The sequence below is a fragment of the Chitinophaga pollutisoli genome, assembly GCF_038396755.1.
Classification (GTDB): Bacteria; Bacteroidota; Bacteroidia; order Chitinophagales; family Chitinophagaceae; genus Chitinophaga; species Chitinophaga pollutisoli.
The window spans coordinates 4,615,525-4,632,160 of the sequence record NZ_CP149822.1; the positions used below are offsets into that span (position 1 = coordinate 4,615,525).

The following is a 16,636-nucleotide window of genomic DNA, read 5'->3' on the forward strand; positions in this document are numbered from 1 at the left end:
CAGTTAAGCGTGATCAATAACGAAAAACCTCCGGTCGTTTGACCGGAGGTTTTTTATGCTTGTCGGATAAAAAGATTATTGAATCATATCCTTGATCTCGCTTAGTTTCATCAATGCCTGCACGGGCGTGAGGCGGTTGATGTCCATGTCGTTGAGCTTTTCACGGATGGCCTTGAACGTATCGCTGTGCGTGTCGAAAATGCTGAGCTGCATCTTCTGCACCGGCGCGGCGATCTGTTCCATGGGCGCTTCGATGTGCTGGCTTTCCAGCTGGGAAAGGATTTCGTTGGCGCGCTTGATGAGCTGCGGCGGCATCCCCGCGATCTTTGCCACGTGGATACCGAAGCTATGACGGCTGCCGCCAGGCGCCAGTTTCCGGAGGAAAATGATCTTGTTGCCCACTTCCTTGTTGGTGATGTGGAAGTTCTTCACGCGGGAATGCGTGTTCTCCAGCTCGTTCAGTTCGTGATAGTGCGTGGCGAAAAGGGTTTTGGGACGGTGCTCCGTCATATCGTGCAGGTACTCCACGATGCTCCATGCGATGGAGATGCCATCATACGTGCTGGTGCCCCGGCCGATTTCGTCGAGGATAATGAGGCTGCGCGGGGAGATGTTGTTGATGATGCTCGCAGTTTCGTTCATCTCTACCATGAACGTCGATTCGCCGCCGCTGAGGTTGTCGCTGGCGCCCACACGGGTGAAAATCTTGTCGGTAAGCCCAATCTCCGCCGCCGTGGCCGGCACAAAGCTGCCCATATGCGCCATGAGCGTGATGAGCGCCGTTTGCCGCAACAGCGCCGATTTACCCGACATGTTGGGCCCCGTGAGGATAATCACCTGCTGCTGCTCGTGATCCAGCAGGATATCGTTGTGGACGTAACTTTCCCCGGGAGGCAACCCCTGTTCGATCACAGGGTGACGGCCTTCGGTGATGTTGATATGATAGTTGTCGTTCACCACCGGCCGGCGATATTTGTATTGCACGGCGTTATAGGCGTAGCATAACAGGCAGTCGAGGCGGGCGAGGGCCTGCGCATTGCGCTGCACCGGCAGGATGTACTCCTGCAAAGCCAGGATCAACGCATCGTATAACTGAATCTCCAGCGCCATGATTTTATCTTCGGCGCCTACGATTTTCTCTTCGTATTCCTTCAGTTCCGGCGTGATGTAGCGCTCGGCGTTGGCGAGCGTCTGCTTGCGGATCCAGGTGTCGGGTACCTTGTTTTTGTGCGTGTTGGTCACTTCGAGATAGTAGCCAAACACGTTATTGAACGCCACTTTCAGCGAAGGTATGCCCGTGGCTTCCGATTCCTGCTGCTGGATGCGGAGCAGGTATTCCTTGCCGCTGGAAGCAATCGCGCGGAGGTCGTCCAGTGTTTTGTCGACCCCTTCCCTGATCACGCCGCCTTTGTTGGCGAGCACGGGCGGATTGTCGGATATTTCAACCAGGATCTTGTCCAGGATAGGCCTGCAGGGATCGAGCTGCTCCTGGAGCTGGCGCAGCAGCGGGTCCTGGATGTCGCTCAGCAGGGCGGCCACATCTTCCACTTCTTTCAGCGCCCTGGCCAGCTGCATCACTTCGCGGGGATTGATTTTGCGGAGCGGGATTTTGGACACCAGCCTTTCCAGGTCGCCCACATTGCGGAGGTGCTGTTGCAGTTTATGCGTCAGTTCGGTTTCGCGGATGAGGGTTTCCACGGCGTCGAGCCGCTCATTGATTTTTTGGATATCGCGGAGCGGGAACACGATCCAGCGCTTCAGGAGCCGCGCGCCCATGGGGGTGAGCGTGTGGTCGAGGGTGCCGATGAGCGACTTGCCCTGCTCCACGGTGCTTTGCAGCAGCTCCAGGTTGCGGATGGTGAACCGGTCCATCCACAGGAAATCGTCCTGATCGATGCGTTGCAGGCTGGTGATATGTTGCAGGTTGGGATGTTCCGTGTCCTTGAGATAATGCATGGTGGCGCCTGCGGCGATGATCGCTTCATTCATCTCTTCCACCCCGAACCCTTTCAGGTTATGTGTTTCGAAATGTTTGAGCAGGATTTCGCGGGCGTAGGTGCCGGTAAAAATCCATTCGTCGAGATTATAGGTATAAAACCTCGACCCGAACGTTTGCCGGAAATGCTTTTGCTGCTGCCGTGCGAAAATGACTTCGGCGGGGCGGAATGATTGCAGCAGTTTGTCGATATATTCGAGGCTGCCTTGCGCAATGTAGAACTCGCCGGTGGAGATGTCCAGGAAGGCCACGCCGGTCACGTCTCCCCCGAAATGTACGGCGGCGAGGAAGTTGTTCTGGCTGTTTTCGAGGATTTTATCGTTGACGGCCACGCCGGGCGTAACCATTTCGGTAACTCCGCGTTTCACGATGCCTTTTACCATTTTGGGGTCTTCCAGCTGGTCGCACACGGCCACACGGTGGCCGGCTTTAACCAGTTTGTGGAGGTAGGTGTCCAGCGAGTGGTGCGGGAAACCGGCAAGGTCCACAAACGAAGCGGAGCCGTTGGCTCTTTTCGTGAGTACGATACCGAGGACTTTGGACGCGATGACCGCATCCTCATTGAACGTTTCATAAAAATCTCCTACCCTGAACAGCAGCACGGCATCCGGGTACCGGGCTTTGATGGCCTTGTGTTGCTGCATCAGGGGCGTTTCTTCCGTTTTGCTTTTAGCCATGCGGCAAATATAGGGCGCTAAGGGCTAAGGCGGATGGGCGGTGGAAAAAATGAGGGCAATATATCCCCTTGTGGTATCTTTGCGCCATGCGGAAGTTACAAATGGATGAACTGGGCCGGAAATCGGTGGCGGAATTCAAGGCGGCGGATAAGACGCCGCTGGTGGTGGTGCTCGACAACGTCCGCAGCATGCATAATGTGGGGTCTGTGTTCCGCACGGCGGATGCTTTCCTGCTCCAGGGGATCGTGCTGTGCGGTTATACGCCGGTACCCCCGCACCGCGATATCCAGAAAACCGCCCTGGGCGCTACTGATACGGTGGAATGGCAATATTTTCCGACCACCGTGGAGGCTGTGGAAGCGCTCCGTGCCGAGGGTTTCGCCATTGTCGCCATCGAGCAGGCCGCTACCAGTGTGATGCTCAACGATTTTGTGCCAGGAGATCGCCCGCTGGCGCTGGTTTTCGGCAACGAAGTATCCGGGGTGGACCCGACCGTGATGCAACTGGCCGACGGGTGCATCGAAATACCCCAGCTGGGGATGAAACATTCCCTCAATATCTCCGTGAGCACGGGGATCGTGATCTGGGACCTTTTCTGTAAACTGACCAAAGCAAAATAGACATGGCATCAGACACTATCCGGAATTACCTGTCGCTCGTTAAATTCAGCCACACCATTTTCGCCATGCCGTTCGCGTTGACCGGTTTCTTTTTGGCGGTTACCTGGGCGGGGAGCCCTTCAGTCTGAAGTTGTTCCTGCTCGTGGTGCTCTGCATGGTGTTTGCCCGGAGCGCCGCCATGGCGTTCAACCGCTGGCTGGATGCGGAGATCGACCGGCGCAACCCGCGTACGGCGAAGCGCGAGATCCCGGCGGGAATCATCAGCGCCAGCAATGCACTGTACTTCGTGATCGGCAACGTGGTTTTGTTTATGGGGACCACCTGGTTCATCAACCCGCTTTGCTTTTTCCTTTCGCCCGTGGCCATCATCGTGGTGCTGGGATATAGTTATACGAAACGTTTCACCGCCTTGTGCCACCTGGTGCTGGGAGTGGGGCTGTCGCTCGCGCCGATCGGGGCTTTTCTCGCGGTGACGGGTTATTTCAGCCTGCTGCCGGTGCTCCTGAGCGTGATGGTGCTGTGCTGGGTGAGCGGTTTTGATATTATATATAGTCTGCAGGACGAAGATTTCGACCGTTCGCAGCAACTGCATAGCATTCCGGCCAGGCTGGGCAAGGTGGGGGCCCTCCGTTTTTCGGAGGTGTTGCACATCGTGGCGGCGGGACTGGCCGTGGCGATAGGGCTCATGGGTGGTTTCCACTGGGTGTACTGGATCGGGGCGGCCTTATTTATCGGCATGCTGATCGCGCAACACCGCCTGGTGAAGCCCAACGACCTCTCCCGCGTAAACATCGCGTTCATGACCACCAATGGCATCGCCAGCGTGGTGTATGCCGTATTCGCCATTGCAGACATGTTCATTTTCAAATCCTGACGAATGCCGAGAATAATGGCCATTGATTATGGCAAGAAGCGCACGGGGCTGGCGGTAACAGATCCTTTAAAGATGATCGCCAGCGGGCTGGGAACCGTTCCCTCGCACGAACTGATCCCATATTTGAAGAAATATTTCGCGGCGGAAGCGGTGGAGCTTGTCCTCATCGGCATGCCCCGCAACCTCGACGGCTCGGCAACTGACGCAACGGCCCTGGTGCAAGAGTGCATCCGCATCCTCGCCAAACACTTTCCCGATATGCCGGTGAAGCAGGTGGATGAGCGTTTTACCTCGAAAATGGCCTTCCAGAGTATGCTCGACAGCGGGATGAAGAAGAAGGACCGCCAGCAGAAAGGGCTGGTCGACGAAATCAGCGCCACCATCCTTTTGCAGGAGTACCTGCAGTACAACGGCTGACGGCTGGCAGGAATTTCGTAAATTTGCATTTTCCAACAGATTACATTTAACAATGATATTACCAATCGTAGCCTATGGAGCCGCAGTGCTCCGGGAGGTTTGTCCGGACATCACGCCTGATTACCCGAACCTGAAACAGCTGATCGATAACATGTGGGAAACCATGTATGCCTCCAACGGGGTAGGGCTCGCTGCGCCGCAGATCAACAGGCCTATCCGCCTGTTTGTGGTAGACAGCCGGCAGATTATCGACAATCTGGAAGAAGGGGAGAAGAACGAATTTCCCGGCGATGAAGGCATTAAGCAGGTGTTCATCAACGCGCATATCGTTGATACCGATGGCGACGATTGGGCGTATAACGAAGGCTGCCTCAGCATTCCGAAAGTGCGGGAAGATGTGTACCGGCCGGAGAAAGTAACGCTGCGGTATGTTGATGAAAACTTCCAGCCGCAGGAGCAAACGTTTCATGGCGTTACCGCCCGCGTAATCTTCCACGAATACGATCATATCGAAGGCAAGCTGTTTATCGATTACCTCAAGCCGCTGAAAAAGCGCCTCATCAAAAGCCGCCTCGACGATATTTCGAAAGGCAAGATCCGGGTGGATTATAAGATGATTTTCCCGAAATGATATTTTCCGGTAGCGGCGGTAAAACCGGGCATTAAATAAAATATTTATGCCGATTTAATTGATATTGTAATATTTTTTATTATTTTCGAGCCACTATTTCCGAATCCAACACTTGGGAACTTCTAATACATATACCGAAATCGAACTGGTGCAGGGCCTCCGCGCGCGGGACCAGCAGATATTCGGATACCTGTACGATCACTATTCACCTGCGCTTTACGGCGTAGTGTTGAAAGTGCTCAATGATGAAAATACTGCCAGTGATGTGTTGCAGGAAGTGTTTTTAAAAATCTGGCGGGGGATAGAAAAATATGACACAGAGAAAGGGCGTCTTTTCACATGGATGCTCAATATCGCCCGCAATACTGCCATAGACACACTCCGTTCCAAAGCCCACAAGCTCGATCAAAAAATCCATGAACTTAGCAACGACGTATATCTACAAACAAGTCAGCTAACGGTTCATCCCTCCGTGGATCATCTTGGCCTCACCAAGGTGTTGGAAAAGCTGAGTAAAGAACAGCGGACGATTATTGATCTTGCCTACTATAAGGGGTGCACCCAGGAAGAAATCGCCAGATTGCTGGATATTCCTTTGGGAACGGTCAAAACCAGAATGCGCAACGCCATTATCCAGTTGCGTAATGTTTTAAAACAGATGTAATCAGTAAATAGCAAAGTGGACGTTCAACGTTACATATCATCCGGGATTATCGAAAGCTACATTGCCGGGCTTGCGACCGAACTTGAAGTTCGGGAACTGCACAGCGCCATGGAGCAGTCGCCGGAGCTGAAAACCGCGGTAGACGCGGCTCAGCTCGATATGGAACGTTATATCCAGATGCAAAGCCAGCCGCCTCCGGCCAGTATAAAAGACAAACTGTTTTTACTGGTCAACAACGACCAGTCCGCCGAAATGGCCGATGTTACCGCCGCAGGCGCCGTACCGGCCTATGAAGCGGAAGTCCCCCGGGAGCGCAAGCCCCTCACCCTCGTTCATCCCGCCTGGAGAGTAATGGCCGTGGCCGCACTCGCAGGTGTCATCGGACTGGGTTACTACATCTACCAGCAAGGCCAGGCCGATAGTGAGTGGAAAGTGAAGTATGAGGCCCTCGTCAGCGAAAAGGAAACCATGCTGGCTGAACAAAAAGTCTTCCAGACCCGGATGCAGGAAAGTGAATCCATGCTCACCACCATCCGCAACATGAAAACGGTGAATATGTACACCGTAACCACCGCCAGGCCCGGCCTGCTCGGTACCGTGTACTGGAATCCCAAATCCCAGGAAGTCCTCCTCACCATTCACAACCTCCCTGAACCCGCCGCCGACCAGCAATACCAGCTGTGGAGCATCGTCAACGGCAAACCCGTAGACGCAGGCGTATTCGACATGAGCACCGCCACCGCCGGCTTCCAGAAAATGAAAGCTGTTCCCGGCGCGCAAATGTTCGCCGTCACCCTCGAAAAGAAAGGCGGATCGCCCACACCCACCCTCTCCGCCATGTACCTCGCCGGCAAAGTAGCCGGTTGATCCGCACCCTCAGGCCCGATTCTTGCACGCGCCTGCACGGAAATACTTACTTTTGAGCAATGCGAAAATTTCTCCTGATCTTACTCGCCATCCCGGCCATATCCGCCTCCGCACAGGATACCGCACGATATAAAGGCATGACCGTCAACCTCGACGAACATGTGGTGAAAGCCAAACGCATAGGGTTCGACGTAAACGGTTTCATCCGCCGCGTGGAAGAAGACACCACTTTCTACCGCGCATTCAAAAACCTTCGCATCGTAGGATTCACCGCAGACAACGACATCCGCATCACCGATAAAAAAGGCGGCAAAACCATCGCATCCCTGCTGTCGCGCACCCGGCAACATATGCAGAACGGCTGCCGCAGCATGACCGTCCTCGAAGAAAAAACGACCGGCAACTTCTACGACCGCAAAAAAGATTACAATTACTACACCGCAGAACTATACGCCAATCTCTTTTTCACGAAAGGCACCGTATGCGGAGACGATAGCGGCCCCGCCAAAGGCAGCCTCGCCCGTCACCGCTCGCAACTCAAACAACTCATCTTCAACCCCGGCAAACCTATTTCCGGTGTTCCCGTTGTCGGCAGCAAAGTTGCCGTGTTCGACCGGAACCTGATGAAATACTACGATTTCAGCGTCACTTCCGGCACGTTCGCGGGCGTAGATTGTTATGTTTTCGGCGCCGTCATGAAGAAAAACCTCAACGCCATCGACCGTGCCGAAATCGTGTACGACGAGCTGATCACCTGGTTCAATAAGGAAACCATGGAAATTGTGGGCCGCCGGTATTCGCTGTCGTACAAAACCCTCATTTTCGACTTCAACGTGAAGATGAACGTGCAGATGACCAAGCTCGGCGACCTCCTCCTGCCCGCCCTCATCACGTACGACGGCACCTGGAACGTGCCCTTCAAAAAACGCGAAACGGCCGTGTTCACCGCCCGCTTTTCCGACTTCAAAAACTAACGCGCTTTATACATCGAAAAGCCCCGCGAATGTTCGCGGGGCTTTTCGATGTATGTGTTTGGACCGTTAGCGGATCAGCGTAATGGTCCCCGTTTTCCGGTAATATTTCAGGTTCGACAGGTCTACATATTCCGCCACCCAAACGTAAGTGCCGATGGAAGCCGGTTTGCCGTTGACTTGCCCCGTCCAGGCCACTTGCGGATCGGAGGTGTGGAAGATGAAATTGCCTACACGGTTGTAAATACTGAGTTTGTAATTGCCGATGTTGCACCGGTATTTTGGCCGGAAGTAGTCGTTGTAACCATCGCCGTTGGGAGAAAAGCCGGTGGGGAAATACATTTCGCAGTCACAGGGAGTGAACGATACGCGGATGGAATCCACGGAGCGGTTGCAGACGTTTTCCGCCACCACGGCGTACCAGCCGCGTTGCGTTACAGGGAAAACGTTGACGGAAGAGCTGTCTTGCCATTTGTACTGCATGCCGGCGTTCATGGGCCGCAGCATGAGGGTTTCGCCGGTGCACATCACGGTATCTTCGCCGAGGTACACCCGCACCGAATCCTGGAAATTGACGCGGATGGTATCTGTTTCCACGCAACGGCCGATCTGTACGCGAACGCTGTAGTAGCCGGTGGAATCCACGTAATAGGTGGCCTGGTCGGAGCCATCCTGCCAGCGGTAGATACCCGTGCCATGATCGGCTGAGAGCACCAGGAAGCTACCCTGGCAAAGGGTGGTATCGTTGCCGAGGCTGAAATCCCGCAGGCGGCTGTAGCGCACTTCGATCGTGTCTACCACGGAGCAGATGTTATTGATGTTCACGAACACGGAGTAAGTGCCGTTGTTGCGGACGTTGATGCGGGAATTGATGGAGCCGGTGTTCCACTGGTATCCCGTGGCGCCGGCGGTAGCGGCGTCGAGGATCACGGATTCGCCCGGGCAAAGCAGCGTATCGTTGCCGAGGTTGAAAGGGTGGGGAGGGCCGGTGAAATTGATGGTGACCTGGTCGGTGTAGTCGCCGCAACCTTCCACCGTGGCCACCACAGAGTAAGTGCCCCCCGCGCCGGAAGCCACGATAGTCGGCGAGGTTTCGCCGGTGCTCCAAACGTAGGTGGCGTTTTGCGCCGTAGCGTCGAGCGTGAGGAGCTCACCGGTACAGAGGGTCCGGTCGGGCCCCAGGTCCAGGTCAGGAATGGGCGAGGTGAACAGGTTGACCGAATCGATCTCCCGGCAACCGTTGATGGCTACATGGTAAGTTGCCATTTCGGTGGCGGTGAAGGTATTGGTTCCATCTACCGTATCCTCGAGGTAGTACCAGGTGTAAGTGGCACCAGGTATGGCAGGAGCGGTGAGGGTGAGAGCGGCGTTTTCGCAGATTGTGATGTTCTGCGGCCCCAGGTCGATGTTCTGCCGGGGAACGATGGTGATGGCCTGCGTCGTGATGTCTTCCACGCCGTTGCGGTAAGCTTTGAGCGTTACCGTGTAGGTGCCGGGAAGGGCGTATAGGTGCCGCGCGTCCGTGATGCGGCTGCTGGAGTCTTCCGGGCGGAGGGGCGGGCTCACAAAATACCATTTCACGGAATCGATCCCGGCGGTATCGTCGGTGATGATGAAAGTAACACTATCGTTGAGGCAGGTAGTATTCCAGGTAAAGTTGGTGAGACGGGGCTTCGCGGCGGCGGAAAAAGATACTGCCACCAGGAAAAAGATCAGGAAGATATGGTGTGTCCTGAAACGGCTGAACATAGGAACCATGACACCGCTAAATTAGCGGAATTTCTGATATGTAGATTGTTTTTAATAAAATAATTGGAATGTGTTTGATGGCTGAATTATTAAGATGGTTGTATCAGGAAGGGCACCCTCGGCACCATGTAATTCAATGCGGCCGTTGTGCCGCAGGTAACGTCGAGGGTGATCCCGGTGATTTTAGCTGCATGGTCAGACGCGAGGAATACCGCCGCCTGCGCGATATCGTTCATCATCGGCATTTGCTTGAGCATGGTATCCGCTTCCAGTTTATCCATAAAACCTTTTACTTCGGCGCCCCCGTTTTCGAGCGCTTCGCGAAACACACGTGAATCGGGCGACCCGCCGGACCGGATGTTCACCACCCTTACTCCATGCGCGCCCACTTCGGAAGCGAGGTTCCTCGCCAGGCTTTCCACCGCGCAACAAGCCGGCCCAAAGCCCCCCACATGCGGATAACCGATGCCTCCCGGTGTGGCCGTCAACGTGAGTATCACACCTGATTGCTGCCGCATCATCACCCGCGCTGCAGCGGTGCTGGTCAGAAATTCAGTCTCCATCGCCCGTCGCACCGGCCGCAGGAAATCTTCCGCCGACATGGCGGTGAGCGGCTGATCCTGACGGTCTTCCCAACCGATGGCGTTAAACGAAATATCCACTTTCCCCACTTCTTCCAGGTGCCTGCCGATCGCCCCGGCATCCAACGCATCCACGATGGCTGTATGGCACTGGTGCCCGGCTTTCCGGATGGCTTCCGCCGTCTGGTTGACCGACGCGGCATTCCTGCCGGTTAGGTGTACGAAAGCGCCCTCACGCGCAAACGCCTGCGCGATCGCCCCGCCCAGCGAGCCTCCGGCGCCATATATCACGGCGGTTTTTCCTGATAATAGCATATGCTTAGATTTTTATGCAACTTATCCAATTCCGGAAACATTACCGGCGTGCTTATTAGCCAATTAAAGGGGGGATTTGAGACACGGCCGGTCGCCCCCGCGACTGCAGGCCGTGTGCACTATTCGGCCATTTTGTAATTGGCGTGAATTTCACGATCTGGAACGCGGGCGCCGCTTACCGGTTTATGAAGGGGAAGAACCTGGAATTATCGCTTTCCGCGCTGGACCTGCTCCATCAGAATACGAGCATCGTCAATCAGGCTAATAACAACACCCTCTCCCAGACACGCAACAACGTGCTCGAACAATATTTCATGTTTACGGTGAGCTGGTTCCCCCGGAAGTTCGGTCCTGCGGGAAAATAATCAGTCTTCGGGATTGCGGCGGTATCTCCGCCATTTCTCCAGTACGCCGCTGAAGTCCGCTGGCATGGGGGCTTCGAATTGTATGAGCTTGCGGGTGCGCGGGTGGATGAACCCGAGCGTTTGCGCGTGCAGCGCGTGGCGCGGCATAATCTCGAAGCAGTTGTCCACGAATTGTTTGTATTTGGCGAACACGGTGCCTTTCACGATGCGGTCGCCGCCGTAGGTATCGTCGTTGAAGAGCGGATGCCCGGTATGTTGCATGTGTACCCTGATCTGGTGCGTGCGGCCGGTTTCCAGCTTGCAGGCGATGAGGGTCACGTAATTATGGCGCTCCAGCACTTCGTAATGGGTGATGGCTTCCTTGCCGTATTCTCCGTCGGGATAAGCGTCCATAATTTTACGGAAACGCTGGTGGCGTCCCACATGCGCCACCACAGTGCCCGCGTCTTCCTCGAAATCGCCCCAAACGAGGGCGATGTAACGGCGCTCCACGGTGTGGTCGAAGAACTGTTTGGCGAGGTCGCTCATGGCCTTGTCCGACTTGGCGACCACCAGCAGGCCGCTCGTATTCTTGTCGATACGGTGCACAAGGCCGAACCGGGGGATCTCGGGCTCGATGGCCGAACGGTCGTTCTCGTCGCCCAGGTACCAGGCCAGCGCATTCACCAGCGTACCGGAATAGTTCCCGCAGCCGGGGTGCACCACCATCCCGGCGGGCTTATTCACCACCATCACGTCATCGTCTTCATACACAATGTCCAGCGGGATGTTTTCAGGCTTTATTTCGGTGGATTCGGGGTTTTTGGTGGAATAAACGATGAGCCTGTCGAGCGGGCGGACCTTATAATTCGCCTTTACGGGCTTGTCGTTCACGAGCACCATGCCTTTCTCGATAGACTGCTGCACCTTGTTGCGGGTAGCGCCTTCGATACGGGCCTGGATGAACTTGTCGATGCGCAGGGGCTCCTGGCCCTTGTCTACCACAAGGTTCACACGTTCGTATATCTCTTCGCTTCCATCCCCGTTTTCCAGTTCGTCTTCCAGTTCCGGCATGTGATCGGTCATTGGTGAAAATTTTTGCAAAGATACTTTAAGTTATCTTTGCAGGCGATGAAACAGCAGATAATCGTGAATGATCTCGGGCGGATCCCTTACCGCGACGCCTGGGACCTGCAGGAGAAGCTCCTCCGGGAAGGTACCGACGCCAAAGCCGCCGCGCGCGAGGCCGGGGCGGGAACTATCCCTCAAACCCGCCACCACCTGCTGTTTTGTGAGCATCCACCCGTCTATACCCTAGGCAAAAGCGGGGATATGGACCACCTCCTGGTGAGCGACGCCGACCTGGCGGCTAAAGGCATCCAGTTCGTCCAGACCAACCGCGGGGGCGACATCACTTTTCACGGGGAGGGTCAGATCGTGGGCTATCCCATCCTCGACCTCGAACGTTTCTACACCGATATCGGCCGCTACCTTCGGAACCTGGAAGAAGTCATCATCCGGACAATAGGGGAATATGGCCTGGCAGGAGAGCGCTCCAAGGGGGAAACCGGCGTTTGGCTCGATCCCTCCATTCCTGGCCGCGCCCGGAAAATCTGCGCCATGGGCGTGCGTTGCAGCCGCTGGGTCACCATGCATGGCTTCGCGCTGAACGTCAATACCGACCTTTCTTACTTCAATAACATCGTGCCCTGCGGTATTCAGGACAAATCGGTGACTTCCCTGCAAAAAGAAACCGGGCGCACACTGCCGGAGGAGGAAGTGCGGGCCCGGATCGTACACCATTTCTCTGAAATCTTCGACGCCGAAATGGTAAGAGGCGCCTTATTCCCGGCGGGAGCTGATATTTAACGGTAGCTCAGCGGGATGTAAAGATTCCATTTCTCCAGCAGCTTGCCGTTCTCGAAAACCTCGAAATCAAACCAGCCGGCATGCATGAAAATCGCTTTCTCCAGGATGAGGAAAGGCTCCGCTACATGTTCCACCTCGAAGAGTAACTGCCCGGTTGCCTCGTAAAACTTCACGGAATATTTCTTCTGCAATGCCATCGGCAGCTTGATATTCACGTTCCCGTCTGCGGTTGTGTATATGTAGTTGGATGGTTTCCAGGGAATAACCTGCTTTTCGCCCTCGGCGTTGGTGGTCGTCATCGTCGGGATGTCGGAGGCGCCGAGCTTGGTGTCTCCCGCGATGGTGGAATCAGCCGTAGCCAGCACTACTTTGGTATGCATGTAGGTATTGTTCTTGAAAAGAATGAATAACCGGTAATAATTCTTGCCGGGAAGCGGCTTGTTATCGAGGTAGGCGTTCCGTTGCGAAGTGGGATTGGTCGCATACCCGATGGTGGTAAAGTTCAGCACGCTGTCGAGCGAACGCTGCACACCGATCTGAACGGCATTGGGAAAGCCGGAAATCCAGTCCAGCTGGATTTTCCCTGTTTTGATCAATGCCGAAAACTCCGGCAATACGGGCGGCACGAATTCCTGCGCCTTTACGCGGGAAAAGGTGGCCGTTACGAACATCAACACAATTAAACATCTAACCGTCTGCTTCATACAGTACATACTTGTCTGGTCTTCTTAAGTTGGCAAATTTAGGATCTGAAGGTCAAATATACGCTGCCGGTGCGTAAAAGCCTACCCGCATCCAGAACCTTGCCAGTATCCGTGACAGGGTTGTTAAAAATGTAAAGTTTCTGGTGGAAGGGAGGCGTTTCCCTGCAGCCCGCCCGTATGGATGAGCAGGATGTTGCTGCCTGCCGGGAAGCGGTCTTCGCCGGCCATTTTGCGGAACGCGAGCACGAGCTTGCCGGTGTAGACCCGGTCGGTGGGGGTACCGGTTTGCGCGTAAAAGTCATTCATCTCCGCGATCAGCGCCGGGGAGATCTTTGCGAAGCCGCCTTCATGGTAATCGTGCAGTATCCCCCAGTTCCCGCGATCCTCTTCCAACAATCCCCGCACTTCATCTTCCACGGAAATGGCCCCCTTCAGCGCCGAAATCCCCAGGAACTGCGCCTGGATCCCCCGTTTCCCCGCGCCATTGACGAGACCGGCCAGCGTAGTGCCCGTGCCCGTGGCGCAGAGAATATGTGTAAAGGGGGTGAAATCCCCCAAATCCAATATCTCTTCACATCCCGCCGCACCTTCCGCATTGCCGCCCCCTTCCGGGATAATATACGCCCCGTCCGTAACTGTCCGCAATTCCTCCGGAATTTTACCCTTCTTTGCCTTATCGTAGGCCTCACGGGAAACATGCACGATCCGCATGCCCAGGGCCGCCGCGTCCGTCAATGTCTGCGAGGGTTCCGGCGGCGCTTCCCCGCGCACGATTCCCGTCACTGGTGCGCCCTGCAACTTGCAGGCCGCCGCTGTGGCATGCAGGTGGTTCGACCACGGGCCCCCGAACGTTACCACGGGCAAACCGCCCGCCGCTTCGAGATTGCGCTTCAGCTTAAACCATTTGTTGCCCTGCACCAGCGGATGGATTTGGTCCAAACGCAACATGGCTGCCCGGATGTTCCCAGGCAGCCATGTTGTATGAAAATTTTGCAGTAAGTCTTTAGTGGAAAAGCGCATTCCGCAAGTTAAGGCTTTGTTTGCCTTTCACGCCGATATTGATTTTCAGCATGTCGCCGCCGCCCGCGTCGAAGTATTGCACTTTAATGCGGTGGTAGCCTCTGCGCAGGGGTACGATACCCGTTTGCGTGGTGGGCGCGTGCTCGCCGTCGTTCTGCACGATCTCCTCGCCGTCGATGCTTACGATGGAGCCGTCGTCGGATGTGGATGCGATCTCGTACAGTCCGTCTTCGTCCACTTTCACATATCCTTCGAATATGGCGCCGAACGCGGGATGCCGCTGGAAAGCGCGGATCGAGAAGTCGTTCATCACGCCGCTGGTATCTGCCGTGCCGCTCACTTTCGCCGCGGCGGTGAAGGTTTTGAAATACCCCTGGAATTTAATCCCTTTTCCGGCCGGCGTTACGCTCACCGCGGGTTTGTACGACTTGCGGGTGTATGTGTTGCTGTACACCCCGCTGCTGCGGCCGGATTCGGGGAGCGTTACGATGTATTTGAGCGTAATGGTCTCGTCGCGTTTCGGTGCGATAATGATCGGCGCGCCGGCTACCGGGCTTTTTACTGTCGGTTCCGATCCGTCGAGCGTGTAATGAATTGCCGCACCGGCCATGGGCGGCTCGAGTTTCACCACCGAACGCTGCGCGGCGTTCTGGATCGTTGAAGCGCCCACGCCTTCGCCGCCGCCGCCGGATGGGTCGGCGATCACGGTGTTTTCAGCGCCGATGGCTTCCGGGATCCGGAAGTTCACGCCGCGCTTGTCGAGGTCGTACAATACGCCGCGCATCCGCTTGCGGAAATCGGTGTAATCTTTTTTCGCTTTAGGGCTCCAGGTGATCTCCGCCAGCGCCAGGGCGCGGGGGAACGTGAAGTAATCCGATACGGGGCCGGAAGGAATATATTCCGTCCACACGTTGCCCTGCACGCCGATGATGTGTTTCTGCTCTTCGGGCGTGAGGTCGGCGGGGAGCGGTTCGTAGCCGTAAACTTTATCCAGCGGCAGGTAGCCGCCGATCGCCAGTGGTTCGCCGGAAGGCGCGCCCTGGTAATAATCGAGATAGAGGTAAGTATTCGGCGTCATGATCACGTCGTGGCGTTGCCGTGCGGCTTCTTTGCCACCGGCTTCGCCGCGCCAGCTCATCACGGTGGCGTCGGGCGCGAGGCCGCCTTCGAGGATTTCGTCCCAGCCAATGATCTTGCGGCCTTTGGCGTTGAGGAATTTCTCCATGCGGGAGATGAAATAACTCTGCAATTCGTGCTCGTCTTTCAGCCCCAGCGCCTTGATGCGCGACTGGCATTTGGCGCATTGCTTCCAGCGGTCTTTCGGGCATTCGTCGCCGCCGATGTGGATGTACTGGCTGGGGAAGAGGGGCAGGATTTCGGTGAGCACATCTTCCAGGAACGTGAACGTTTCGTCGTTGCCTGCACAGAATACTTCTTTGTGCACGCCCCATTTGGTGGACACTTCATACGGCCCGCCGGTGCAACCCAGCTGGGGGTAGGAGGCGAGCGCCGCGGTGGCGTGGCCGGGCATTTCGATTTCGGGGACGACGGTCACGAAGCGTTCCGCGGCGTAGGCCACGATGTCTTTCACTTCTTCCTGCGTATAAAAGCCGCCGTGCGGTGTGCCGTCGAATTTATTTTCGCTGAGATGGCCTTTGGACGTCTCCTTCCGCTGCGAGCCCACGGTGGTGAGGCGCGGGTATTTCTTGATCTCGATGCGCCAGCCCTGGTCTTCGGTGAGGTGCCAGTGGAAACGGTTGAGCTTCAGCGAAGCGATCACGTCGATGTACTGCTTGATGTAATTTACCGGCAGGTAATACCGGCCCACGTCGAGCATCACGCCGCGATAACCGAAGCGCGGCTGGTCTTTGATGGTGACCTGCGGCAGTACGAGCCCCAGTTTGGTCTTGTTCCGTGAAATTTGCTGCAGGGTTTGCAGGCCATAGAACAATCCCGCTTCGTGCCCTTGCAGCACGGCTTTGCGGTTGGTGATGGTGAGCTGGTAGCCTTCGCGTGGCAGATGGTCATCATCGGAAAAGATCACATGCGCGTCTTGCATGGTGCCTTTCTGTAGCTTCAGGCCGAAATTGGCGTCGAGGTAAGCGGCATAGAGTTTAGCCATGCGCTCGGCGGATTCGCTGTTGGCGAAATACCGGGCGTTGGTGCCCTGCAGGGTCAGTGTTCCCGTTTTTTCCTCGATGGAGGCCGGTACGGGCACCACGTTCACCTGGGGTCTGGCCGTCAGTTGCGCCTTGGCGGCGAACGTCAGGCACAGGGCTAAAGCGGATAGGAGCGTTTTTTTCATCTGTGCGTTTTTATATACGTGGGTTTTTAGGC

At 55.8% G+C, this 16,636-nt stretch carries 17 protein-coding genes; 10 read left to right on the top strand and 7 right to left on the bottom strand.

What is annotated here, in order from left to right:
- Positions 1-75: 75 nt before the first annotated feature.
- Positions 76-2,673: a DNA mismatch repair protein MutS gene (mutS, locus tag WJU16_RS19605; RefSeq protein ID WP_341835109.1), complete on the bottom strand. Its 2,598-nt coding sequence runs from the start codon at positions 2,671-2,673 to the stop codon at positions 76-78.
- Between the two features lie 86 nt (positions 2,674-2,759).
- Here mutS and WJU16_RS19610 point away from each other — a divergent pair, with 86 nt between their 5' ends.
- The 8 genes from WJU16_RS19610 to WJU16_RS19645 all read left to right on the top strand — a co-directional run bounded on the left by WJU16_RS19610 (position 2,760) and on the right by WJU16_RS19645 (position 7,720).
- Positions 2,760-3,293, top strand: a complete 534-nt coding sequence (locus WJU16_RS19610) for an RNA methyltransferase (RefSeq protein ID WP_341835110.1) — start codon at positions 2,760-2,762, stop codon at positions 3,291-3,293.
- 2 nt (positions 3,294-3,295) lie between these two features.
- Entirely contained in the window at positions 3,296-3,421 is a 126-nt protein-coding gene (locus WJU16_RS19615; RefSeq protein WP_341835111.1) for a hypothetical protein, read from the top strand.
- 2 nt (positions 3,422-3,423) lie between these two features.
- On the top strand, positions 3,424-4,167 hold the full coding sequence (locus tag WJU16_RS19620) for a UbiA-like polyprenyltransferase (protein ID WP_341835112.1): 744 nt from the start codon (positions 3,424-3,426) through the stop codon (positions 4,165-4,167).
- Positions 4,168-4,170: 3 nt separating this feature from the next.
- On the top strand, positions 4,171-4,584 hold the full coding sequence (ruvX, locus tag WJU16_RS19625) for a Holliday junction resolvase RuvX (RefSeq protein ID WP_341835113.1): 414 nt from the start codon (positions 4,171-4,173) through the stop codon (positions 4,582-4,584).
- A 52-nt stretch (positions 4,585-4,636) separates the two neighbouring features.
- Complete coding sequence (gene def, locus WJU16_RS19630) at positions 4,637-5,215, top strand: peptide deformylase (RefSeq protein ID WP_341835114.1); 579 nt, start codon at positions 4,637-4,639, stop codon at positions 5,213-5,215.
- Between the two features lie 112 nt (positions 5,216-5,327).
- Positions 5,328-5,879, top strand: a complete 552-nt coding sequence (locus tag WJU16_RS19635) for a sigma-70 family RNA polymerase sigma factor (protein WP_341835115.1) — start codon at positions 5,328-5,330, stop codon at positions 5,877-5,879.
- 15 nt (positions 5,880-5,894) lie between these two features.
- Positions 5,895-6,746: an anti-sigma factor gene (locus tag WJU16_RS19640; protein WP_341835116.1), complete on the top strand. Its 852-nt coding sequence runs from the start codon at positions 5,895-5,897 to the stop codon at positions 6,744-6,746.
- Between the two features lie 59 nt (positions 6,747-6,805).
- Entirely contained in the window at positions 6,806-7,720 is a 915-nt protein-coding gene (locus WJU16_RS19645) for a hypothetical protein (protein WP_341835117.1), read from the top strand.
- 66 nt (positions 7,721-7,786) lie between these two features.
- Here the strand turns inward: WJU16_RS19645 and WJU16_RS19650 are convergent, their stop codons facing one another.
- Both WJU16_RS19650 and WJU16_RS19655 read right to left on the bottom strand, forming a co-directional pair.
- Positions 7,787-9,475 (bottom strand): gliding motility-associated C-terminal domain-containing protein, encoded by a 1,689-nt coding sequence (locus WJU16_RS19650; RefSeq protein WP_341835118.1) that lies wholly within the window; start codon positions 9,473-9,475, stop codon positions 7,787-7,789.
- 80 nt (positions 9,476-9,555) lie between these two features.
- Complete coding sequence (locus WJU16_RS19655; protein ID WP_341835119.1) at positions 9,556-10,362, bottom strand: SDR family oxidoreductase; 807 nt, start codon at positions 10,360-10,362, stop codon at positions 9,556-9,558.
- A gap of 143 nt (positions 10,363-10,505) precedes the next feature.
- Here WJU16_RS19655 and WJU16_RS19660 point away from each other — a divergent pair, with 143 nt between their 5' ends.
- The gene (locus tag WJU16_RS19660; protein ID WP_341835120.1) at positions 10,506-10,727 is read left to right on the top strand and encodes a hypothetical protein; all 222 of its coding nucleotides are present in this window, start codon (positions 10,506-10,508) and stop codon (positions 10,725-10,727) included.
- Here the strand turns inward: WJU16_RS19660 and WJU16_RS19665 are convergent, their stop codons facing one another.
- Positions 10,728-11,792: an RluA family pseudouridine synthase gene (locus WJU16_RS19665; RefSeq protein ID WP_341835121.1), complete on the bottom strand. Its 1,065-nt coding sequence runs from the start codon at positions 11,790-11,792 to the stop codon at positions 10,728-10,730. It lies immediately after the preceding gene.
- A gap of 45 nt (positions 11,793-11,837) precedes the next feature.
- On the opposite strand from WJU16_RS19665, the gene lipB reads away from it, so the two are divergent.
- Complete coding sequence (gene lipB / locus WJU16_RS19670) at positions 11,838-12,575, top strand: lipoyl(octanoyl) transferase LipB (protein ID WP_341835122.1); 738 nt, start codon at positions 11,838-11,840, stop codon at positions 12,573-12,575.
- Here the strand turns inward: lipB and WJU16_RS19675 are convergent.
- From WJU16_RS19675 to WJU16_RS19685, 3 genes are all read right to left on the bottom strand, one after another.
- Positions 12,572-13,252, bottom strand: a complete 681-nt coding sequence (locus WJU16_RS19675) for a hypothetical protein (protein WP_341835123.1) — start codon at positions 13,250-13,252, stop codon at positions 12,572-12,574. The genes lipB and WJU16_RS19675 overlap by 4 nt on opposite strands.
- 150 nt (positions 13,253-13,402) lie before the next feature.
- Positions 13,403-14,227 (bottom strand): pyridoxal-phosphate dependent enzyme, encoded by an 825-nt coding sequence (locus WJU16_RS19680; protein ID WP_341835124.1) that lies wholly within the window; start codon positions 14,225-14,227, stop codon positions 13,403-13,405.
- 55 nt (positions 14,228-14,282) lie between these two features.
- On the bottom strand, positions 14,283-16,604 hold the full coding sequence (locus tag WJU16_RS19685; RefSeq protein WP_341835125.1) for a family 20 glycosylhydrolase: 2,322 nt from the start codon (positions 16,602-16,604) through the stop codon (positions 14,283-14,285).
- Positions 16,605-16,636 lie beyond the last annotated feature (32 nt).

Excerpts from the sequence above, each read along its gene's own strand:
- WJU16_RS19655 (WP_341835119.1), bottom strand. The coding sequence starts at position 10,362 with ATGCTATTATCAGGAAAAACCGCCGTGATATATGGCGCCGGAGGCTCG.
- WJU16_RS19665 (WP_341835121.1), bottom strand. The coding sequence starts at position 11,792 with ATGACCGATCACATGCCGGAACTGGAAGACGAACTGGAAAACGGGGAT.
- WJU16_RS19685 (WP_341835125.1), bottom strand. The coding sequence starts at position 16,604 with ATGAAAAAAACGCTCCTATCCGCTTTAGCCCTGTGCCTGACGTTCGCC.
- WJU16_RS19645 (WP_341835117.1), top strand. The coding sequence starts at position 6,806 with ATGCGAAAATTTCTCCTGATCTTACTCGCCATCCCGGCCATATCCGCC.
- def (WP_341835114.1), top strand. The coding sequence starts at position 4,637 with ATGATATTACCAATCGTAGCCTATGGAGCCGCAGTGCTCCGGGAGGTT.
- WJU16_RS19650 (WP_341835118.1), bottom strand. The coding sequence starts at position 9,475 with ATGGTTCCTATGTTCAGCCGTTTCAGGACACACCATATCTTCCTGATC.
- WJU16_RS19680 (WP_341835124.1), bottom strand. The coding sequence starts at position 14,227 with ATGTTGCGTTTGGACCAAATCCATCCGCTGGTGCAGGGCAACAAATGG.
- lipB (WP_341835122.1), top strand. The coding sequence starts at position 11,838 with ATGAAACAGCAGATAATCGTGAATGATCTCGGGCGGATCCCTTACCGC.
- WJU16_RS19610 (WP_341835110.1), top strand. The coding sequence starts at position 2,760 with ATGCGGAAGTTACAAATGGATGAACTGGGCCGGAAATCGGTGGCGGAA.
- mutS (WP_341835109.1), bottom strand. The coding sequence starts at position 2,673 with ATGGCTAAAAGCAAAACGGAAGAAACGCCCCTGATGCAGCAACACAAG.
- ruvX (WP_341835113.1), top strand. The coding sequence starts at position 4,171 with ATGCCGAGAATAATGGCCATTGATTATGGCAAGAAGCGCACGGGGCTG.
- WJU16_RS19615 (WP_341835111.1), top strand. The coding sequence starts at position 3,296 with ATGGCATCAGACACTATCCGGAATTACCTGTCGCTCGTTAAATTCAGC.